Genomic DNA, 19,508 nt, shown 5'->3' with positions numbered 1-19,508 from the left:
TTTCCTGCTCAGCCCTTCGGGACCGCGGCTTGTCGCTTGGCTTCGTTGGCCGCGTCGAGCGCGCGCTGTGCTGACGCCCGGGCGCCGCCCTTCCAGAGGGCGAACGCCAGCAAGGCGAACGGCAGGAGCACCGAGAGCTGCCACCAGACCCCGAGCGCCAGCAGGGCGACGCCGACCAGCAGGAAGTCCGGTCCGCGGAACAGTTGCGCGACGAAGCCGGCGGGCAGGGCGCCTGCCGGCGTCGAGATCAGCGGGCCGTCGAATCTGATCGGCTGACGTGTCACCGAACGCAGCACGCCGGCGCTGATCGCGGCGGCCATGGCGATCCAGCCGGCAACCGGCGGCGTGTGGTCGGGGAGAGCCGGTGTGATCGCGAGACTCCACAGCACAGCGAAGGCGAGCATCGGCGCCGACAGTGCGAGGCGTAGCGGAACATCGTTGTACGGAAGGGATCTGCGCAACCCATCCGAACGTGAGATCGTGTGCAGGCCGCCGGCGAACGGTCGTAGCCCCAGGTAGCCCGCGATCGCCGCCGTGATCGGCACGATCGACGGCACACCGATCCGCGAGACGGCGTACGGCACGACCAGCAGGCCGGCAGCGATCACGATGCGGTACGGCGACCTCAACCAGCGTTGGGTTTCGCGGATCGCGATGGCGGCCCGGCCGCTGCCTCTGCCCCTTCGCGACGTGCGGGCGCCGAGCGCCCGGAACCGCCGTGACGTCAGCAGGTCGGAGATGAGCGAGGTGTCCATCGAGGTCGCGGCGCCGGCCAGCCCGGTGAGCAGGCCGCCGCCGGTTTCCATTTCGCGCCGGGGGATCGCACGTAGCTTGGTGATGGCGCGTACGAGCAGAGGGATCGCGGCCACACCGGCGATCGCGGTGACCGCCAGCAGCGGCGCCGGCCGCATCCACCGCGACGAGGCGAGCGCGGCGTCCAGCAGGAACAACGGCAACATCGCAATGGCGAGTACGAGCAGGACGTCGCAGATCGCCTTGAGCGCCCTGCGTACCGGCGGATGCGGCTGCGCGACGACCGCCGCGGTCACCAGCGCCAGGCCGAGGCAAGCTCCGCTTGACGCCGCGAGCCAGACGGAGCTCGCCGTGCCACCACCAAGCGTCGCGACCGAGAGCAGCAGCCCGGCGCCGATCACCAGGCCACCGAGGCAGAGCGCGGCGAGTTTCTTGACCAGCAACCCGGTGCGGTCCACGGGGGTGGTCAGCAACCAGGTCGCGCTGGCCCGGCTCGCGACGATCGGACCGAGAGCGAGCAACGTGCGCACGGCGAGCACCAGCACAGCCAGCCCGACCGGCAACGGCAACGCGTCCCGCGCGTCGACACAACTGGCGGTCTCACAGACCGCGATCTCGCCCCACGCCCGATGGACGACGACACCACCCATCGAGCCGATCATGGCGATGCTGAACAGCCAGTAGTAGAGCTGGTCGATCGCCTGCAGCCAGGTCTGGTCGGAGTGCCCGCGGCGTAGGGTGCGCAGCTCCCTCTGGATCCGCCGAGCCGACGGAATCGCCGCGGTAGCAGTGGTCGTCGCCATCACGCGTCCCGCTGCGTTTGCCCACCAGCCGGGCGGCGCTGCTTACGCTGCTTGCCGCGCCCGCCTCCACCAGCCTTGGCGCCGCTGCCGCCCGCGCTGCCGGCACTGGTCTTGCCGCCGCTGCCCGTGCCGCCGCTGCCCGTGCCGCTTGCGCTGCCGGCTCCGGTCTTGCCGCTGTTACCCGCGCCGCTGTTGCCGCCCCTGGCCTTCGCGTCGTCGGCACGGCTGTCGCTACTTGGCCGACCAGTCTTGCCCGCGCTGCCGCTCTTGCGCCCACCGCTGCCGCCGGATTTCCCATCGGCTCGCCCATCGCTGCCCGGCCCGTCGCCGTCCTCGCCGTCCTCGCCGTTGGCTGGTGCGTCCGGGGCGGCCTTGCTCACCTCGTCCACTCGAAGGACCTTGCCGGCGACCGCCTCCACCAGGTCGGGCGAGTGGCTGGCGAACACCACCGCCACCCCGTCGGCCAGGTCCGCGCGCAGCTTCTCCGCCAGCCAGGTCCGCCCCTCGTCGTCCAGGCGTTGCTCCGGCTCGTCCAGCAACAGCAGCCGCCGCGGCCGGACGAACGCCGTCGCCAGCGCGAGCCGGTGCCGCTGTCCCGACGAGAGTGTGCCCGGAAACTGGTCGCTCGCGCCGGCGATCCCCAGCTCGTACAGCACCGCGTCGACCCTGTCCTCGACGTCGGCCACTCCGTGCGCCCGCGCCAGCAGGTCGAGGTGCTCGGCCACCGTCAGGTCCGGAAAGAAGTCGATGTCGTCGAACACCGTCGCGACCTCACGCCGCACCCTCGGCGACGTCTCGTCGTAAGCCTCGCCGGCGTACTCCACCGTCCCGCCCGACAGCTCCTCCGCCCCGGTGATGCACCGCAGCAGCGTCGACTTGCCCGACCCGTTCCTGCCTACGAGCGCGAGCGCGGTTCCGGCGGCCACCTTGAACGAGATCGAGTCGAAGATGACGTGTTTGCCGTACGCGTGCCGCAGGGAGCGTACGGAGAGCAAGGGTGCGCTGGTCACGATCACAGACCTTACTTCCGCCGGCTGCGAGCCATCCGGCCACCGCGTGGCAGCAAGCTGTTAGTTAGGCAGCTTTCCTAACGAATCGATTGACGCCGACCCTCGCCCCACCTATCGTGCCGAAAATGAGACGACGACAGTTCTTCCGAAGAGTCCTGCCTGCCGTACTCACCGCCCTGATCCTGACACCGGTCGGAACGGCGTCCGCGTTCCCGCTGAACCCGGAGAAAGCGGTGTCCAAAACGGCGGCGGCCCCCGCACAGGCGAACGGCCAGCTCCGCGTCTGCGGCACCAAGCTCTGCGACGCCAGTGGCCGGCCGATCCAGTTGCGCGGCATGAGCACGCACGGCCTGCAGTGGTACCGCAACTGCGTCAACGACGCGTCCCTCGACGCGCTCGCGAACGACTGGAACGCCGACGTAATCCGCCTGTCGATGTACATCCAGGAGGACGGTTACGAGACCGACCCGGAGGGCTTCACCAACCTGGTGAGCAACCTGATTGACGAGGCGACCGAGCGCGGTCTCTACGTCATCGTCGACTGGCACATGCTCTATCCCGGCGATCCCTACTACAACCTCGCCCGCGCCAAGACGTTCTTCGCAGAGATCGCCCAACGCCACAACGACAAGACGAACCTGCTGTACGAGATCGCCAACGAGCCCAGCGGTGTCGAGTGGTCGAGAATCAAGAGCTACGCCGAAGAGCTGATCCCCGTGATCCGGCAGTACGACCCCGAAACGCCTGTCATCGTTGGCACTCCGGCCTGGTCCTCGCTCGGCGTTTCCGACGGTCGCGACGAGTCGGACGTCGTGAACAACCCCGTCGACGCGAGCAATGTGCTCTACACGTTCCACTTCTACGCCGCGTCCCACGGCGACGAGTACCTCGACGCGTTGTCGCGCGCTGCCGACCGGATCCCGATGTTCGTCACAGAGTTCGGAACCCAGACCTACACCGGCGATGGCGGGAACGACTTCGCGATGGCGCAGCGCTACCTCGATCTGCTGGCCGCCAAGCAGATCGGCTGGGTCAACTGGAACTACTCCGACGACTTCCGCTCCGGCGCCGTCTTCAACGAGGGCACCTGCCCGGACGGTCCGTACGCCGGAACGCCGTCGCTGAAGCCCGCCGGCACGTGGGTCCGCGACCACATCCGGGCCGGCTGACGGGGCCGGTCCGGCCGGCCCTGCCCCTACTCGCCGGGCAGGGCCGGCCCTGACTACACCTGTTTGTACGCGCGCATCCGCGTGAGCAGCAGGTAGCAGTTCTGCAGCGAGCCGGAGGTGTCGCCGAGCGAGCGGTAGATGCCCCACTTCGGCCGGACCCGATCGGCGAGGAAGGTGTCGACGCCGCTCTTCGTGACGTCGATGACGGTGCTGCCGCCGCTGCGGATCACCCAGCGCACGCGGCCGCTCGTACCGTCGCCGATCTTGATCTCGTACTCCACGTCGATCCACTTGTTGTGCAACGGCTCGAGATTCGTCCGCCCCACCAGGATGTTCGGCTCGAAGATCTTGTGCTCGATGGTCTGCACGCCGTCGACGCGGCGCAGCGACGTCACCGTGATCGGCGAGGTGCCGGTGCCGGGCTGCTTGGTCTGCATGATGTGCGTGAACGTCGTGGTGGCCTTGAGCGAGCTCGGGATGTACATGGAGTACGTCACGCGCCAGGTCTCGCCGGGCTTCCACTGCATGTACGCCCCGCCGGCCGGGTTACGTCCGCCGGTGACCTCCTGGCGCTGCCGGTCGGTGGAGGTGTCGCGGTCGACCGTGTGCATGTTGAACCGGAAGTTGTCGCCCTCGACGAAGATGTGCGGCTGCCCCGCCGGGTGCGAGTCGGCGCGGTCGTCCTCGATGGTCTCGAACGCGGCCAGCCCGTCGCGGGCGGCTTCGGGCGACCAGCGCAGGTCCCAGCTCGCGGCGGCGGCCGGCCGTGCGCCGGCGATGCCCGCCGTGATCGGCAGTGCGGCGGCCGCGCTCGCCGCGCCCGCCGCGAGGAGGTGGCGACGCGAAACGTTCTGCATGACAGACTCCACTTCTCGTCGATTAGTCAGCAAGGTTTCCTTTCTGTTCGACCATGCTCCGCGCCGGCGGCGAGGTCAAGGCTTTCGGATAGCGTTTTCCTGCGGATCCATCAATAGTTAGACCACCTGCCTATTACGCTTGGGGCATGACCAGGCTCGCCGGTTCGTCCAGGCTGCTCCGGGCAATGAACGAGAGCGCCGCGTTCAGCTATCTGCTGGAGCACGGCACGCTCACCCGCGGCGATCTGCGTGAGCTCACCGGCCTGTCCAAGCCGACCGCGTCCGAGGTGCTCCGCCGGCTGCACGAGCTCGGACTCGTCGTCGTCGCGGGCCGGTCGAGTGGTGGGCCGGGCCCGAACGCCGAGATCTACGCCGTCAACCCCGTGGTCGGCTTCACGATCGCGCTGTCCGTACGCGAGGTCCGTGACGCCACCGGTCCGGCGCTGGTCGGCTCGCTGGCCGACATCACCGGCTCGGTGCGGGCGACCCTGGAGACCTACATCGACTTCGGTTCAACCGACCCGGTCGAGCTCGTCCACACCGCGGTCGCCGACCTGTGCCGGCGGGCGCGAGTGGCTCGCAAGCGGGTGCTGCACGTCCAGCTCGGCGTACCCGGCTCGTACGACGAACGCACCGATACCATCCGCTACGTCGACGTGCCTGGCTGGTCGCGGGCCGGTCTGGTCGGCGAGATCCGCAAACGCCTGCGCTGCAAGGTCGAAGTCGACAACGACGTCAACCTCGCCGCGGTAGCCGAACGCAGCTCCGGCGTGGCGGCGGGGCGCGGCGCGTTCACGCTGCTGTGGCTCGGAGCCGAGGGTCTCGGCCTCGCCATCGACCTCGGCGACCGGTTGCTGCGCGGCTCCCGCGGCGGCGCGGGCGAGATCGGCTACATGCCGGTCGGGCGTCGCGGGCTCGGAGGGCAATCGGAGCAGGACTTCCAGGATCTGGTCGGCGGGCCGGCGGTGCTCGAACAGGCCCGCGAGTTCGGCATCACGGCGGCGACTCCGCAGGCAGCCGTCGCAGCGGCGGCGACCAACAGCTCCGAGCGCGACCTGGCCTTCCTCCGCGCGCTGGCCGAACGGATCGCCGTGGGCCTGTCCGCAGTGGTAGCGGTCTTGGACCCACCGCTGATCGTGCTGGGGGGAGAGATCGGCCAAGCGGGAGGCCCTGCCCTCCGCGACGCAGTCACCGACGCACTCCGCCGGATGTCGCCGCTGGAAGGCCCACTGGAAGGCGAAGTAGCCGCGACCACCGTAAGGGGCGACGCGGTGTTGCTCGGTGCCCTCGGCTCAGGTCTGGCCGCAGTACGCGAGGGCCTGCTGGCCACCCTCGCCGAGCCGACAGCCGCGTCGGCGCCCGCCGCCCGCCTCGGCTAGCGGCCCGCTTGCCGACCCCGTTGCGGCAGCCGGCGTCCACCGCCCATCGCGACCACCCGACCCGGGCGACCGCCCGCCCGCCCGCTCAGGATTGTCGCCAGGGCTGTCGCCAAGATTGTCGCCAATTGTGTCGCCGGGACTGTCGCCAATTGTGTCGCCGGGACTGTGGCCAGGATCGTCGCCAATTGTGTCGCCGGGACTGTCGCCAATTGTGTCGCCGGGACTGTGGCCAGGATCGTCGCCAATTGTGTCGCCAGGATCGTCGCCAATTGTGTCGCCGGGATCGTCGCCAGTTGTGTCGCCACGATTGTCGACGATCCCGCATGCGGTTCGGCCACAACTGTGTAGACAAGTTCGGCGACAATCCTGGCTCCAACTTTGTCACCAAATCCCACGCGGCTGGACCCACCTCGCCTGGAGCCGCGGCCCACCCGCACCACCGGCTCACACGCGCGCCCGTACGCTCAGCCTTCGAGCGCGCCGCCGAGCATGAGGGTGAGCTTCGGTTCGGCGCCGGGCTTGAGTAGGACCGGTACGCCCCAGTCCTGCTGGTGGATGTTGCACACCGGATGCTCGGCTTCCGCGTCACAGGTCGCCGCCATCGCGGCTACGTGGAGGACGCCCTCGCCCACGGCCGGGTCCAGCACGAGCCGCCGCGCCAGTTGCTCGCCCTTCCCATCGCCCTCCCGCAGCAGTGCCGGCGGCGTTGCCGAGACGTAGAGCCGCGTCGGCGCCCCGTCGCTGTCGTCCAGCTTCTGCCCCGGCGGCGGATCGAACACCACCACCAACTCGACCTCACCAGGCGCGATCGTGGTCGTCGGACGTTTGGTCTGGTGCGCCGGCCCCGCCACCTGCCTGGCCGCCGCCGTGATCGCCGGCAGCTTGAACCGCAGCAGCCGGTGCGCCGTCGACTCCACCACGATCAGGTCGTCACCGTCGAGCAGCACGTCGCTCGGCTCGGCGAGCCCGGTCTCCAACGTACTAACGGTTTCGGCGACCGGATCGTAGCGCCGAAGCGCCCCGTTGTACGTGTCGCAAACCACCACTGAGTCGTCCGGCAACACGCACAACCCCAGCGGATGCTGCAGCCGCGCCTCAGCCGCCGGCCCGTCCCGCAAGCCGAAGTCGAACAGCCCCGTGCCCACGACGGTCGTCACCATGCCGTTCTCGATCACCCGCAGCGCGGACGTCTCCGAGTCGGCGACCCACAACTTACTGCCGTCGTTCGACACCGCCAGACCCGACGGCTGCGCGAACCACGCCGACTCAACCGGCCCGTCCACCAAGCCCTCGTTCGTCGTGCCGGCCGCCACCTCGACCTCACCGGTCAGCGGATCGAACGTCCAGAGCTGGTGGATGCCGGCCATCGCGATCCACACCCGGCCCTGGTACCACGCCACATCCCACGGGCTCGACATCGCCGTCGTACCGTCGCCCGGCATCCACTGCCGCCCGTCGCCGGCCAGCGTGTGCACGTCATCGGAACGAAGCCGCAGCCCACGCAAGGCGTGGTTGACGGTATCGGCCACCACGACCGAGTACCCCACCTGCGACGCCACCTCGTGCGGCAGCATGCAGAGTCCGTTCGGCTCCGCGAACCGCGCGACCGTCGGTCCACCGTCCAGCAGCCCGCGTACCCCGGTTCCGACCCGCCGGACGACAGTCGTCAGGTCGGGCTCGAGTACGACCAGCGACCCGTTGCTCGTGTCCGACACCAGGAAGCGCCCCTTCGGCAGCCGAATCGCCTTGCCAGGAAAGCGAAGCGTCGTGCTCTGGCTGCTGCTCGCGACATACGGCGACTCCGACCGCCGGAGCGTCGACCGCGCGTCGTGCGCGGGCACGAGCTCGGCCAGCAGCGCGTCGATCGCATGCACGTGCCCCTCGCCGGCGAACTGCCCGACGATGTACCCCTCCGGATCGATCAGTACGAGCGTCGGCCAGGCCCTCGCGGTGTACGCCTGCCAGGTCGACAGCTCCGGATCGTCCAGCACGGGATGGTGCACGGCGTACCGCTCGACGGCCAAGCGCACGGCTTCGTGGTCGGCCTCGTGGACGAACTTCGGCGAGTGCACCCCGACCACGACCAGCGTCTCGGAGTACTTCGCCTCGAGCGGGCGCAGCTCCTCGATCACGTGCAGGCAGTTGACACAGCAGAAGGTCCAGAAGTCGACCAGCACGAACCGTCCGCGCAGGTCGGCGAGTCGAAGGTTCTGGCCGCCGGTGTTGAGCCAGCCGCCGCGGCCGGTCAGCTCCGGCGCACGCACATGGACCATGGTCACTCCCGTTCGACGATGTCGCCACCTGCACTATTCCCCCGCCCTACCCCGACCACCACGTCCGCCCCACCATCCCTTTCGGGGAGAACGTCATCGCAGGTCGCGCAGCAGGCCGAGGCCTTTCGCGCAGAGCGAGTCCATCCAGTCGTAGCCCTCGACCAGGCTCCAGTGTGCGTTGTCGATCGCGTTGTACGCGTCGTACAGCTCGGCGAGTGCCTCCGCGTCGATCCGTCCTAGCCCCGACCACCACCCCTGCCGGCCGCCGTAGAAGTCGAGCAGCGCCGGCCGGTACGCCTCCGGCCGCGGGTCGTCGACCGGGCCTCCGGCGACGAAGCGCGCGAACTCGTACAGCGGGTCGCCGACCACTGCCGCGCCCCAGTCGACCAGTTCGGTGATCTTCCGCGTCTCGGGATCGACGTAGACCTCGCCGTCGCCGAGGTCGCCGTGGATTAGGGCGCCCGGACGGGAGGCGAGCAACGGTGCCATCGCGTCGAGCACGTCGCCGACGAGTTGGTGGAACTCGGCGGTGAGGTGGCCGCGGGCGATCAGAGGATCTGCCGACGCGCGGAATCCGTCGGCCAGCCACTCCGCCCAGCTTGCCCGCTCGCCGCCGCCGGCCTCGGTCAGCCGGCCGAAGCCCGGCAGCCGGATCGCGTGCAGGGTGCGGAAGCAGGCAGCCAGCTGCTCGAGTACGGCAAGATCACCTTGCCGGTCGAACGTGACATCGGTCCAGCGCTTGCCGGGTATGCGCCGCATCAGGAACCAGCGCCCGCCCGGCAACCTCTGGTCAAAGCCTTCGGCGAGCACCTCGGGCGTGGGGATGCCGGCCTTGCCGGCGCGCGTGCAGGTCGCGGCCTCGATCGCGACGTTCTGCAGCTCGCTGGCCTTGAGTACGACCGGCGGGCCGGTCATGGGCTGCGCGCCGAACACGATCGTCGGGCCCCAGGTGTGGAAGCGGTTCGTGGTCTCGAGCGGGCCGGCCTCGCGCGTGATGATCTCGTACGCGGCCGCTCCCCAGCTCGCCTCCATCAGCCCGCGGTGGGCAGCGCCGCGGTCAGGTCGAGCTCGACGAGCTGGCCGGGGAAACCGAGCTGGGCGACGCCGAGCAGCGTGCTCGCGGTGGTGAACGCACCCGCGATCACCGACTCGTTGAGCCGTCGCCACACGGCGGCGAGCACCGGGCCTTCGTCGCTGACGACGTAGATGGTTGACCGTACGACCTGCTCAGGCGTGGCATCGACGGCCGCGAGCGCGGCCAACGCGTTCGCGGCGACCTGGTCGACCTGCGCGTCGATGTCCGTGGCGATCGAGCCGTCCTTGGCCAGCGGACACTGTCCCGCCAGGAACGCCAGCCGGCCCGCTTCGACGACGGTGATGTGGTGATAGCCAGGGGTTTCGTGCAGGGATTCAGGGTTGATGCGCGTGATCACCCCGGCAGTATGAACGACGGGTAGTCCGGCGTTCCAGCGGATTTCCCGCCGTCCAGAACGATGTCGGCGAAGGCGTGCGGCGCATGCGTCTCGACGTAGTAGTCCTCACCCGCGGTCCATTGCGCGATGTGGATCTCGTCGTTCTCGTTGCGATCCAGGATGCGGCGCCGGCGTTCATCGGGGGTCGTGTCGACGTAGATGGCGAAATCCCAGTAACCGAGGAGCTCCGGCCGAAGCGTCAGCACACCCTCGACGATCACGACGCGGCTGGGCCGGACGTCGACCGTGGCGATGCCGACCCGGTTGCGATCCCAGTCGTACGGCCGGTACGTGGCGGTGGTGCCAAGCCGGAGCGGCTGCAGGAGATCGCGTTCGAGGGTGCGGTAGTCCCAGAAGCCGCTGTAGGCCTCGGCCGGCTCCCAGCTCTCCCAGCCGGCCGGCTCACCGGCGTAGAAGTCGTCGCCGTGGACGACGGTCGCGTCCGCCAGGCCGTCGGCGATCACGCGAGCCAGCGTGGACTTACCCGCCCCGCTGCACCCGTCGATGGCCATGAGCAGCGGCCGCCCGGCGGGCAGTTCGGGCAGCACGACACGAGATGGCACGCCGCGAGTCTCGCGCGAGCGCTGTTGGAGCGTCCAGTCGTTTTCACCCGGCGGCGGGCGGAGCTGACGCGTGCGGCGTTGCAGTCGTGCGGGTTCCGCCACCTGATCGGCCCGGCAGGTAGCGAACGAGGGTTCGGCACGAAGCCGACGCGGCCGACCTTCGGGAAGCGTGTCCGCACCTCCGATCCAAGCCGCGATCCGTGTGCCGGAGCCCGTGTGCCGGCGTGGAGCCGGAGCGCGGGCGCGCTGGAACTCGTGTGCTGGAGCCCCGTGGCCAGGCGTACCGGAACCCGAGCGCTGGTGTGGCGGAGCCTGTGTGGTGGAGCCCGAGCGCAGGCGTGGCGGAGCCGGAGCCTGGTGGCCAGGCGCGGCCAGTAGCCTCCTGGAATGGACGAAGTCCGGATCCGGCCGATGCGGTCGCCCGACGACATCGAGGCCGTGGTCGATCTCTATACCGAAGAGGCGACCTGGCACTCCGACCACTGGCCGGAGGACTACCGAGCGCCGGAGTTCGGCGAGGACTTCCGCAAGTACCTCCGGGAGCCGCCGGAGACCACCTGCCGGATCGTCGCGGAGGCAGGCAATCGCCTGGTCGGCTTCGTCACCGGCCACCTGGAGCCAGAGCCGAAGCAGGGCGTCGTCCGCCATGACGGGCCGTTCGTCATCGTCGCGGACGTTGCCGTGACGAGTGAGTACCGCCGCCGCGGCATCGCCACTCGGCTGCTGGACGCCCTGGAGGGTTGGGCCACCGAGCACGGCGCCACGTCGCTCGTCCTCTATGTACACGCCGGCAATGAGCCCGCCAAGAACCTCTACGAAAAAAGGGGTTTCCGACCGGTCAACGTCCAGATGCGCAAGGACCTGTCCTGAGTAAGAGAGTTATGGCGTCGATAGCACCGCCTTCGATCGATCGGTCGCGAGCTTGATCGCCAGCGCGGCCAGCACTGTGCCCATGACGTAACGCTGGAACCGCAACCAGGTCGGCCGGGTCGACAGGAATGCGGCAAGTGCGCCGGCCGTCAGGATGAACACGGTGTTGCCCAGCAGGCTGATCCCGATCTGAATGCCGCCGAGCATGAAGCTCTGCAGCATCACCTGGCCGGACTGAACGTCGATGAACTGCGGCAGCAACGAGAGATAGAGCAACGCGGCCTTGGGATTGAGCAGGTTGGTGACCAGACCCATCGTGAACAGCTTGCGTGGCGAGTCTGGCGGCAACGCCTGTGGCTCGAACACCGACCGGCCGCCGGGCCGCAGCGTCTTCCAGGCGAGGTAGAGGAGGTAGACCGCGCCGGCGAGCTTGACCGCGGTGTAGGCCGCCGGCACGTAGACGAAGATCATGCTGAGCCCGAAGCAGGCCGCTGCGAGATAGACCAGCCATCCGACCCCGGTGCCGGAAAGCGAGATCAGCCCGGCCTTGCGTCCTTGCGTGAGCGAGCGGGAAACCAGATAGATCATGTTGGGCCCTGGCGTGAGGACCATACCTAATGCGACCAGTGTGATACCGGCCAGCGCGTGTCCGCTCACATCACCCTCCGTCGGTGGCTGTTCTGGCATCCATAGAACCACGGGAAGGCAAGTCATTAATCGCCTTGTTTTGAACGCTTTACAAGGATTTTTGAAACCGGCTAGCCTGTGCCCCATGACCAATGTGCGTAAGGCCACGGCCTCGGACCTGCCGGCTCTCACCGTCCTCAACGAGGGCCTGTTCAACGAGGACGCGGGCACGCGCGACCCGTTCGTCGACCTCGGGTGGTCCGGCCGCGATGCGTACCTCCGCGAGCTCGTCGCGGACGGCGAGCGCAACGTGGTCTGGGTCGCAGTCGACGATGGCGAGGCGGTTGGTTACCTCGTCGCCCGGCTGAAGGATGGCAACGACATCCGGCCGGTGCGGTCCGCGGAGCTCGAAAGCCTTTACGTACAAGGCGATCGGCGCAACGGCGGGCACGGCGCGGCGCTGGTCGAGCACTTCCTCGGCTGGGCGAAGGCCGTCGGCGCGGCGCGTGCGGTGGTGCACGCGTACGCCGCGAACACCGCGGCGATCCGGTTCTACGAGCGCTTCGGGATGCGTCCGAGGAGCACGATGCTCGACGTGACCCTGTAGCCCGGCGTCATCCCGCCAGCCGCGCGGCAAGGCGCAGCGCGAGGTCGTCGCGGGCCTCGGCGGTGGTCTCGTGCTCGGCGTCCTGGTTGAGGTAGCCGAAGACGCTGGGGCCACGGCGCTCTTCGGTGAGATCGGCCGCTCGCGGTACGACGTGGAAGTGCAGGTGGAAGCCGGGCTTCTCCCCGAACTCCGCGACATAGACCTTCGCGGCACCCGCGTCCGCGCCCAGCTCGGCGGTCAGCGCCCGCGCGAGCCGTACCTGCCAGCCGCCCAGCCCGCGCGCCTCGTCGTCGGTCAGCCCGGCGACCTCCATCACGTGCCGGCGCGGCGTCAGCACCAGCCAGCCCAGCAGCCCGCTGCCGGTCGCGTGGACGACCCGCCAGTGCTCGTCGACCCCGATTCGCTCCCGCGGTGGGAGACTGTCAAGCTCGGCTTCGCGGGCGCAGGTGTAACAGTCGGCTTGGGTCACGTCTTCGTACGTTAGGCGACGCCGGGCCGGTGCTCGACCGCGCGGTACAGGTCGCGTGCCCAGCGGGCGTCGGCGAGCGCGTGATGTACGTCCGGCGGCGCCTGGGGCAGGCTCGGATCGAGTGGCTCGACGCTGAGCCCGGCACGTTCGACCAGTAGCGAGACGTCGTACGCCGTGTAACGCCAGCCGTCGGGCACGCGATCGGCGGGCGGGAACAGTTGTGCCATCACCATGAAGTCCCATGGTGCGGCGAGCCAGGACCAGAAACGCGGGCGGTGCGTGCCGATGAACGTGAGCAGCTCGGCCCTCAGCTGGGCGCGGCTCATCCAGGCCGGGTGGCCGGGCGGCTCGAGCAGGGGGAGGACGACCGTACGGACGAACTCGTTGGCGCGCGAGTCGTCGAACTCCGTCGAGATCGCGTAGAACTCCCGTCCGTCAGCGGCGACGATGCCGAGGCTGATCAGGTCGATCTCACGCTCGGCGTCGATGTACTCGGAGTTGACGAAGAAGTCCATGAAGGCCACGGCCAGTACCTTACGAGGGCTGGAACGTCGGCCGGGCAGGGTTGTCGGTGGGCGCGGGTAAGGTCGCCGCCATGACAGAGTTCGACGACCAAGGACGCCCCGAACCGCCCCTCGACGGCGACGAGGCGGGGACCGTTCTGGGCTTCCTTGACTTCCAGCGCGCCACGCTGGAGTGGAAGTGCGCCGGGCTCGACGCCGACGGCCTGAACGCGACCGTCGGCGCGTCGACGATGACGCTGGGCGGGATGCTCAAGCATCTGGCCTACGTCGAAGACGACTGGTTCATCCGGATCCTGCTCGGCCAAGACCCACCCGAGCCGTGGAAGTCAGTCGACTGGAGCGCCGACCGCGACTGGGACTGGCACTCCGCCACCAACGACTCGCCCGACGAGCTGCGTGCGCTCTGGCGAGCCTCGGTCGACCGTGCCCGGGCTGCAACGGAGAAGGTCCTCGCCGAAGGCGGCCCGTCTGCCCTGGCCGCCCGCGGCTGGTCCGACGGCCGTACGCCCAGCCTGCGCTGGATCCTCGTCCACATGGTCGAGGAATACGCCCGCCACAACGGCCACGCCGACCTGATCCGCGAATCCATCGACGGCGAGACGGGGGAGTAGCCATTGGATAGCCCTGACGTGAAATAGCGACACTCGCGACACCGCGGAGCCAAGCCTGGGTCCGGCTGCAGACTCCTGCGGCCGACGCCGAGAGGCCGTGGCGCGTGACGTGGCGCGTGACGTGGCGCGTGACGTGGCGCGTGACGTGGCGCGTGACGTGGCCAAGCATCGGGCCGACTGCGGCAGCCCGATGCCGAGCCGAGGTGGCGCGGTGGTCCGGGTGCCTACTGGGCGAGCCAGCCCGAGCCTGCTGCGACCGCGTGGTCCGCTGCGGCGAACCCGGCTGACGTCGAGGTCATGGTGTAGCGCCGCCCCTGGTGCGCGCCGATGCGGCGTGCAGCGGATGCGCACGCTGAGATGACGCCGGGCCGATGCGGAGTCAAGACACACGATCGCGAGCGCCTGGACTGCGGAGGGCGCGGGGTACTCGTCTCCGGTCGCTGGACCGGCGAGACCCCTGACGGCGCACCAGGCCGACCGGATCGGTGCCGCCAGATCGCGGGCTCTATGAACGCCAGGGTCAAGGCAGCTCGACCCGAGCGGTCGACGAGGCGGAGGGTGTGTACGGCTCTGGCCAGGGCAAACGGCGCAGCCTCGGCGGGCAAATCCGCTCCGATGCCCGAATGGCACGTGGCTGGCACACAGTCCGGATTGCCGCGTTGGCCGAACGATCGAAGAGAGGCTCAGGTGATGTCGATCATGGCCGTGACCTGGTCCGTTGCCATGCTGAAGGGTGGAGCGGGTGACGAGAATCGAACTCGCACTGGCAGCTTGGGAAGCTGCTGTTCTGCCATTGAACTACACCCGCGCGGCGCCGGAACTACACGCGCCGGAGGCAGTTTAGCCGATGCATCAGGGTATCGTCGCGCGCATGCTCCTCTCCGACCGAGATATCCGCGTCGAGATCGACAAGGGCCGGGTCGTGCTCGAGCCGTTCGACGCATCGCTCGTGCAGCCGTCCAGCGTGGACGTGCGGATCGACCGTTTCTTCCGGGTGTTCGAGAACCACCGGTACCCCCACATCGATCCGGCCGAGGAGCAGCCCGACCTGACCCGCCTGGTCGAGTGTGAGGTGGACGAGCCGTTCATCCTGCACCCCGGTGAGTTCGTGCTGGCTTCGACGTACGAGCTGATCACGCTGCCCGACGACATCGCGTCGCGGCTCGAGGGCAAGTCCAGTCTCGGGCGGCTCGGCCTGCTCACCCACTCGACCGCCGGGTGGATCGACCCGGGGTTCAACGGGCACGTCACGCTCGAACTGTCGAACGTCGCGACGTTGCCGATCAAGCTCTGGCCGGGGATGAAGATCGGTCAGATGTGCTTCTTCCGGCTGTCGTCGCCGGCGGAGTACCCCTACGGCAACGAGACGTACGGGTCGCGGTACCAAGGGCAGCGCGGACCGACGCCGTCGCGTTCGTACCAGAACTTCCATCGCGCGAAGATCTGAGCCGCTGCGTTCGGTGACGAAAGCGCTCGTTGACGAGACCCGCGCCATCGTTACGGCGTGTGGCGAGCCAGGCTTGTCGGCATGCTGAGGTCCGAGTTGTCGTCTCACCTGCGTACGAACGAGTCCGTCCGACCCATGATCGGCCGGGCCGACAGCCCGCTGCTGCACGTGATGTCGTACAACCTGCGCAACGCCAGCGACACCAACCCGGACCCGTGGCCGCCGCGCAGGCCGGTGACCGCGGCGGTGCTGGAAGCCGAGCGGCCGACCGTGATCGGTACGCAGGAGGGCTTCTACCAGCAGATCCGCGAGGTCGCCGACGACCTGCCGACCGGGTACGAATGGGTCGGCGCGGGCCGCGAAGGCGGCAGCCGCGGCGAGTTCATGGCGATCTTCTTCGACTCCTACCGGCTGCAGCCGCGCGAGTACGATCACTTCTGGCTCTCCGACACGCCTTCGGTCGTCGGATCGGCGACCTGGGGCAACACCTGCGTACGGATGGCGACGTGGGTTCGGTTCGAGGACCTGGTGACCGGCAAGGAGTTCGTGGTGCTCAACACGCACCTCGACCACGCGGTGGAGCGCGCCCAGAACAAGGGCGCCGACCTGTTGCGCGAGTCGATCGCCGCGTTCGACGCCTCGTTGCCGGTGATCCTGACCGGCGACTTCAACGTGCCCGCGGAACGCTCGCAGCCGTACACCACCCTGGCCGGCGACGGCGAACTCCTCGACACCTGGCTGGTGGCAGAGCAGCGCGTCTCCGACCTCTATGCGACGTACAACGGCTACCGCCCACCGACACCGGACGGCGACCGGATCGACTGGATCCTCACCCGGCCAGGTATCCGCACCAGGGTGGCAGGCATCAACACCACCACAATCGAAGGCGAGTACGGCTCGGACCACTGGCCGGTACAGGCACTGATCGAACTGCCATAGGGTTGGTCAACGGTCAAGAACCCCCGCGGCGGCACGCAACTGTCGTTCCAGGGCGAGCCGAACTATCGGCCGCCGACGTGGCCGACCAAGCCCGACAGCCAGCAAATGATGCTGCACCTCGACTTCAACGTCGATGACCTCGAGGCAGCCCACGCGCATGCGGTAGCAGTTGGCGCAACCCCGACACCGTGGCAGCCGCAGTCCCACGTTCGGGTCTACACCGATCCAGCGGGGCATGTCTTCTGTCTCGCAAGCTGAGCTGCCGGGGCGACCATCGACCTATGACGCAGGCTTTCAGGCCGGCTCGTCCAGGGAGACGCGGGCGCTGGCGTTCAGCAGGGAGTACCGGTGGAGTGTGACTCCTGGCGGAGCGAGGCGGATGACGTCGCGCACTGTGAGAACCTGGCGAGGGCTGAGCCATTCCTGACCTGGCTTGTGCAGCACCCAGCCGCCTCCAAGGGTGACGGCCGCGTGCGTGTTGTTGCCGTCGGCGTCGCGCCATACTAGTACAGTGCCGGGCAAGTCGTCGCTGCCGCCTGCGGCGCAGTTCGCATCTAGCCACGCGTCGAAGGGCTCCTCGTCGGGGCTCTGGACTCCTGCCGCTGCCATGACTGTGGCGAAGCAGAACGTTGCGCTCCCTCTCGCGAACGAGCTTCCTCTGCTCCCACCGGCGAAGGTTCCACTGAGTGCTCGGGCACGCGGAAGTATGGATGAGGCTGAGCGCCAGATCTCCTCCGGTACCGCCATGCGCTGGCAGGGTAGCTGCCACTCGCCGAAAACGCGCTGGAGGATGGTCTCGAGCTGGTGCTCCACAAGGGTTGGCCACCAGACGAACCGATGCCCGTCGGCCTGCTGGCGCAGCACCTCTGCATCAAGGAGGTCCGTCCAATCCGTTATGGACGGCACGGCTCCTCGCCCGTGTCTGGCCTGCGCCAGGACGAGCCTGGCGCGAACATCGGGCGGCTGAGCATGGAACGCGTCTTCGTCAAGCCACACGACCTCCAGATCCTTGGCGAGGTTCCACGTCTCGTAGGTGTCGCGAAGTTCCGGTGAGAGGGTGTCCACGAGGCCGGCCTCTGAAGCGAGCCCGAGTTCGACTGCTTCGGCGGCGGTCAAGAAGAACGGCTGACGGGCCGGCGCCAGCCAGCCGGCCCAGCGGCGCACGAGTGACGTCTCGACCTCGATCCCCAAGATGTCCACCGCCGCATGGTAGGTGAGGGCTGGCAGCAAATGCGACAGAAATACTCAGGCTGACAGTCGGCCTCCCGAGCGCCGACAAGCAGTCCGTGCCGGCCTAGAGCGAGATCGGCGCCCGCTCCTCACGGCTCTCGGCGTAATAGACGCCAGGAGCACCGACCAGCGCCCGTTGCCGCGGAGTCAACGCCGCCAGCTCCTCCGAACTCCACTGGTACGACAGCCAGGCCGACTGTCCCGGCGCGTACTTGTAGAACAACGCCCGCCGCGGCTCGTGGTTCACCCAGTCCAGCGATCCGTGCGTCAAGGCCTCGGTGAAGATGACGGCATCGCCGGCCTTGAGCTCGGCGTGCCTCAGCCACGGAGCCTGCCCGTCCGCCGGCGCGTCGAGGAACGGGCACGGGAAGTTCGCCTTGTGGCTCCCTGGCACACACACGAACCCACCGTCGGCAGCCGAAACGTCGGTGAGCGCGAAGCTCACAACGGTGAGTCCGGCGGAGATGCAGCCGTTGCGCACGTGGTACCACGCGCAGTTGCGCGGCCGGTCGTCCGGAAAACCGTGCAGCCCAAGGCCAGGCGTGCCCTCGACCATCTGAATGGCGTACGCGTGGTCGAGCCGCACGCGTTCGTCGACGAACTCGAGGAGGTACGGAAGGATCCGCGGATGATCGATCAGGTCGAGGAAGGGTCCGCCGAACGAGGGTAGCCACTCCAGCTTGCGTTCCCGCTCGGCGTCGGACAGCCCTTCGAGCCCTTGCCGGTCGAGCCCTTCGTTGAGCCGCGCCACCTCGTCCGCGTCAAGCACGCCTGGCACGACGATGAAGCCGTTGAGGTCGAACAGGTACCGTTCCAGCTCGCTCACGCTCATGCCGACCATGCTTACGCGCCCCGCCTCCGAGCCGCAACGACATTTCCGCCGACGCCACGCGCTCAGGCCAAAACGGTCGCCGCCCGCTCGGCGAGCTCGACACCGCGCGTCGAACCGGACCTGCGGCCGCGGTACGCATGCAGGAGCGCGTGCAGCTGCGCCCATCGCACCACACGTTCGCGTTCCAGTTCGGCCGCCGATGCGAAGAGGGACAGCCTCCGCCGCACGTGCGCGACGTCGGCAAGCGGCAGCTGACGCTGAAAGGCGCCGATCAGTACGCCGATCGCGTTGCTCGCCGGATCGCCCGCGAACCCCTTCGGATCGATGACCAGCCAGGGCTCACGGGTAGCGCGGACGATGTTCTTGTAGTGCAGATCGCCGTGGACGAGCAGCTCCGGTTGCTCACGAACGAGCTCGCGGACCGTGCCCAGCGCCAGCTCGACAGCCCGCCGCGGCACGTGGTCGCGCAGCACGGTGAACGCGTCGCGCACGGAGCGCTCGTTGTGGTCCGCGCGATCGCTGAGCCGCGGCAGTCCAAGTGGAGCAGGCACGGCCAGCCGCCGGGTGAGCCGGCCACAGACGGCCGCCGCCTCGTCGTCATCGTCGAGGTCGAGCAACGTGCTCTGCGAGACCAGTTCGAGCAGCATCGCGAACCGCGCATCGTCCCGCTCGTACAACAGCACAGCCCCACGCCCCGCCCACGTCGCGAACGCCAGCGGCTCGTGCACGTTGCCTGGATGGGGAAACGAGACCTTCAGCACGGCCGCCGCTCCATCAGAGCGCCGCCGCACCGGTACGACGATCCCGACCCGCCCGTGCATCACCGAGCCGGTCGGCGCTGTGCACCCCCACCGCTCGAGAAGCTCGTCGACGAGCCCTGGCAGCGAAGCGATCCACCGCGCTCCCGCATCGCCTTCTCGATCAACGATCTCCCGCGCGAACACCTGCGGCACCTCGATCATCGAAGCAGCCTAGACGATCTATTCCAAGGGGTCGCCTGACGCGCGACGCCTGGCATCCACGCTGGCTGCGTTGTCGTCGATCGCCGGAGGCCCCTCCTGGCTCCTCCTCCG

Annotated in this window: 19 protein-coding genes, 1 tRNA gene and 2 pseudogenes; 8 read left to right on the top strand and 14 right to left on the bottom strand. The window is 68.7% G+C overall.

The window, feature by feature from the left end; all coding sequences use genetic code 11:
- Window positions 1-8 precede the first annotated feature (8 nt).
- Together ACYVF6_RS02405 and ACYVF6_RS02400 are read right to left on the bottom strand one after the other, a co-directional pair.
- Window positions 9-1,556, bottom strand: coding sequence for a DUF6297 family protein (locus tag ACYVF6_RS02405; RefSeq protein WP_460515222.1), 1,548 nt, complete (start codon window positions 1,554-1,556; stop codon window positions 9-11).
- Between the two features lie 386 nt (window positions 1,557-1,942).
- Window positions 1,943-2,569: pseudogene (locus ACYVF6_RS02400) on the bottom strand (ABC transporter ATP-binding protein); the annotation flags it as partial.
- Between the two features lie 122 nt (window positions 2,570-2,691).
- On the opposite strand from ACYVF6_RS02400, the gene ACYVF6_RS02395 reads away from it, so the two are divergent.
- Window positions 2,692-3,735: a glycoside hydrolase family 5 protein gene (locus ACYVF6_RS02395; protein WP_460515220.1), complete on the top strand. Its 1,044-nt coding sequence runs from the start codon at window positions 2,692-2,694 to the stop codon at window positions 3,733-3,735.
- Between the two features lie 53 nt (window positions 3,736-3,788).
- On the opposite strand, the gene ACYVF6_RS02390 is transcribed toward ACYVF6_RS02395, so the two are convergent.
- Complete coding sequence (locus tag ACYVF6_RS02390) at window positions 3,789-4,592, bottom strand: hypothetical protein (RefSeq protein ID WP_460515218.1); 804 nt, start codon at window positions 4,590-4,592, stop codon at window positions 3,789-3,791.
- A 146-nt stretch (window positions 4,593-4,738) separates the two neighbouring features.
- On the opposite strand from ACYVF6_RS02390, the gene ACYVF6_RS02385 reads away from it, so the two are divergent.
- Window positions 4,739-5,971, top strand: coding sequence for an ROK family transcriptional regulator (locus ACYVF6_RS02385; RefSeq protein WP_460515216.1), 1,233 nt, complete (start codon window positions 4,739-4,741; stop codon window positions 5,969-5,971).
- 464 nt (window positions 5,972-6,435) lie between these two features.
- On the opposite strand, the gene ACYVF6_RS02380 is transcribed toward ACYVF6_RS02385, so the two are convergent.
- The 4 genes from ACYVF6_RS02380 to ACYVF6_RS02365 form a co-directional block, all read right to left on the bottom strand.
- Window positions 6,436-8,244 (bottom strand): NHL domain-containing thioredoxin family protein, encoded by a 1,809-nt coding sequence (locus ACYVF6_RS02380; protein ID WP_460515214.1) that lies wholly within the window; start codon window positions 8,242-8,244, stop codon window positions 6,436-6,438.
- A gap of 93 nt (window positions 8,245-8,337) precedes the next feature.
- Complete coding sequence (locus tag ACYVF6_RS02375; RefSeq protein ID WP_460515212.1) at window positions 8,338-9,276, bottom strand: phosphotransferase family protein; 939 nt, start codon at window positions 9,274-9,276, stop codon at window positions 8,338-8,340.
- Window positions 9,276-9,677 carry a RidA family protein gene (locus ACYVF6_RS02370; RefSeq protein ID WP_460515210.1) on the bottom strand — a complete coding sequence of 134 codons (402 nt, stop codon included), beginning with the start codon at window positions 9,675-9,677 and terminating at the stop codon, window positions 9,276-9,278. Before ACYVF6_RS02370 ends, ACYVF6_RS02375 begins: the two co-directional genes overlap by 1 nt.
- Window positions 9,674-10,279, bottom strand: a complete 606-nt coding sequence (locus ACYVF6_RS02365; RefSeq protein ID WP_460515208.1) for a uridine kinase family protein — start codon at window positions 10,277-10,279, stop codon at window positions 9,674-9,676. Before ACYVF6_RS02365 ends, ACYVF6_RS02370 begins: the two co-directional genes overlap by 4 nt.
- A gap of 387 nt (window positions 10,280-10,666) precedes the next feature.
- Here ACYVF6_RS02365 and ACYVF6_RS02360 point away from each other — a divergent pair, with 387 nt between their 5' ends.
- Window positions 10,667-11,149, top strand: coding sequence for a GNAT family N-acetyltransferase (locus ACYVF6_RS02360; RefSeq protein ID WP_460515206.1), 483 nt, complete (start codon window positions 10,667-10,669; stop codon window positions 11,147-11,149).
- A gap of 9 nt (window positions 11,150-11,158) precedes the next feature.
- Here ACYVF6_RS02360 and ACYVF6_RS02355 read toward each other — a convergent pair whose 3' ends face one another.
- Entirely contained in the window at window positions 11,159-11,806 is a 648-nt protein-coding gene (locus ACYVF6_RS02355) for a LysE family translocator (protein WP_460515204.1), read from the bottom strand.
- Between the two features lie 115 nt (window positions 11,807-11,921).
- Here ACYVF6_RS02355 and ACYVF6_RS02350 point away from each other — a divergent pair, with 115 nt between their 5' ends.
- Window positions 11,922-12,383 (top strand): GNAT family N-acetyltransferase, encoded by a 462-nt coding sequence (locus tag ACYVF6_RS02350; protein ID WP_460515202.1) that lies wholly within the window; start codon window positions 11,922-11,924, stop codon window positions 12,381-12,383.
- Between the two features lie 7 nt (window positions 12,384-12,390).
- On the opposite strand, the gene ACYVF6_RS02345 is transcribed toward ACYVF6_RS02350, so the two are convergent.
- Window positions 12,391-12,852, bottom strand: a complete 462-nt coding sequence (locus ACYVF6_RS02345; protein WP_460515200.1) for an HIT family protein — start codon at window positions 12,850-12,852, stop codon at window positions 12,391-12,393.
- Window positions 12,853-12,863: 11 nt separating this feature from the next.
- Window positions 12,864-13,376: a 3'-5' exonuclease family protein gene (locus tag ACYVF6_RS02340; RefSeq protein WP_460515198.1), complete on the bottom strand. Its 513-nt coding sequence runs from the start codon at window positions 13,374-13,376 to the stop codon at window positions 12,864-12,866.
- A 71-nt stretch (window positions 13,377-13,447) separates the two neighbouring features.
- Here ACYVF6_RS02340 and ACYVF6_RS02335 point away from each other — a divergent pair, with 71 nt between their 5' ends.
- Complete coding sequence (locus ACYVF6_RS02335; RefSeq protein ID WP_460515197.1) at window positions 13,448-13,987, top strand: DinB family protein; 540 nt, start codon at window positions 13,448-13,450, stop codon at window positions 13,985-13,987.
- Between the two features lie 734 nt (window positions 13,988-14,721).
- Here the strand turns inward: ACYVF6_RS02335 and ACYVF6_RS02330 are convergent.
- Window positions 14,722-14,795 (bottom strand) — tRNA-Gly (locus ACYVF6_RS02330).
- 63 nt (window positions 14,796-14,858) lie between these two features.
- Between ACYVF6_RS02330 and dcd the strand changes: the two genes are divergently transcribed.
- The 3 genes and pseudogenes from dcd to ACYVF6_RS02315 all read left to right on the top strand — a co-directional run.
- Window positions 14,859-15,434: a dCTP deaminase gene (gene dcd, locus ACYVF6_RS02325; protein ID WP_460515195.1), complete on the top strand. Its 576-nt coding sequence runs from the start codon at window positions 14,859-14,861 to the stop codon at window positions 15,432-15,434.
- Window positions 15,435-15,515: 81 nt separating this feature from the next.
- On the top strand, window positions 15,516-16,373 hold the full coding sequence (locus ACYVF6_RS02320; protein WP_460515192.1) for an endonuclease/exonuclease/phosphatase family protein: 858 nt from the start codon (window positions 15,516-15,518) through the stop codon (window positions 16,371-16,373).
- A 30-nt stretch (window positions 16,374-16,403) separates the two neighbouring features.
- Window positions 16,404-16,631: pseudogene (locus ACYVF6_RS02315) on the top strand (VOC family protein); the annotation flags it as partial.
- Window positions 16,632-16,667: 36 nt separating this feature from the next.
- Here ACYVF6_RS02315 and ACYVF6_RS02310 read toward each other — a convergent pair.
- The 3 genes from ACYVF6_RS02310 to ACYVF6_RS02300 form a co-directional block, all read right to left on the bottom strand.
- Window positions 16,668-17,573, bottom strand: a complete 906-nt coding sequence (locus tag ACYVF6_RS02310; protein WP_460515190.1) for a hypothetical protein — start codon at window positions 17,571-17,573, stop codon at window positions 16,668-16,670.
- A gap of 94 nt (window positions 17,574-17,667) precedes the next feature.
- Window positions 17,668-18,435 (bottom strand): phytanoyl-CoA dioxygenase family protein, encoded by a 768-nt coding sequence (locus ACYVF6_RS02305; RefSeq protein WP_460515188.1) that lies wholly within the window; start codon window positions 18,433-18,435, stop codon window positions 17,668-17,670.
- 62 nt (window positions 18,436-18,497) lie between these two features.
- Window positions 18,498-19,397, bottom strand: coding sequence for an aminoglycoside phosphotransferase family protein (locus ACYVF6_RS02300; RefSeq protein ID WP_460515186.1), 900 nt, complete (start codon window positions 19,395-19,397; stop codon window positions 18,498-18,500).
- Window positions 19,398-19,508: the final 111 nt, after the last annotated feature.

This window comes from Flindersiella endophytica (assembly GCF_054779015.1).
The sequence above is the reverse complement of the archived record's forward strand: the minus strand, read 5'-3'. Positions and strand labels throughout refer to the sequence as shown.

Bases quoted from the DNA above. Each gene is read 5' to 3' on its own strand.
- ACYVF6_RS02380 (WP_460515214.1), bottom strand. From the start codon at position 8,244: ATGGTCCATGTGCGTGCGCCGGAGCTGACCGGCCGCGGCGGCTGGCTC.
- ACYVF6_RS02385 (WP_460515216.1), top strand. From the start codon at position 4,739: ATGACCAGGCTCGCCGGTTCGTCCAGGCTGCTCCGGGCAATGAACGAG.
- ACYVF6_RS02305 (WP_460515188.1), bottom strand. From the start codon at position 18,435: ATGAGCGTGAGCGAGCTGGAACGGTACCTGTTCGACCTCAACGGCTTC.
- ACYVF6_RS02350 (WP_460515202.1), top strand. From the start codon at position 11,922: ATGACCAATGTGCGTAAGGCCACGGCCTCGGACCTGCCGGCTCTCACC.
- ACYVF6_RS02320 (WP_460515192.1), top strand. From the start codon at position 15,516: ATGCTGAGGTCCGAGTTGTCGTCTCACCTGCGTACGAACGAGTCCGTC.
- ACYVF6_RS02335 (WP_460515197.1), top strand. From the start codon at position 13,448: ATGACAGAGTTCGACGACCAAGGACGCCCCGAACCGCCCCTCGACGGC.
- ACYVF6_RS02405 (WP_460515222.1), bottom strand. From the start codon at position 1,556: ATGGCGACGACCACTGCTACCGCGGCGATTCCGTCGGCTCGGCGGATC.
- ACYVF6_RS02375 (WP_460515212.1), bottom strand. From the start codon at position 9,276: ATGGAGGCGAGCTGGGGAGCGGCCGCGTACGAGATCATCACGCGCGAG.
- dcd (WP_460515195.1), top strand. From the start codon at position 14,859: ATGCTCCTCTCCGACCGAGATATCCGCGTCGAGATCGACAAGGGCCGG.
- ACYVF6_RS02390 (WP_460515218.1), bottom strand. From the start codon at position 4,592: ATGCAGAACGTTTCGCGTCGCCACCTCCTCGCGGCGGGCGCGGCGAGC.
- ACYVF6_RS02300 (WP_460515186.1), bottom strand. From the start codon at position 19,397: ATGATCGAGGTGCCGCAGGTGTTCGCGCGGGAGATCGTTGATCGAGAA.
- ACYVF6_RS02395 (WP_460515220.1), top strand. From the start codon at position 2,692: ATGAGACGACGACAGTTCTTCCGAAGAGTCCTGCCTGCCGTACTCACC.
- ACYVF6_RS02360 (WP_460515206.1), top strand. From the start codon at position 10,667: ATGGACGAAGTCCGGATCCGGCCGATGCGGTCGCCCGACGACATCGAG.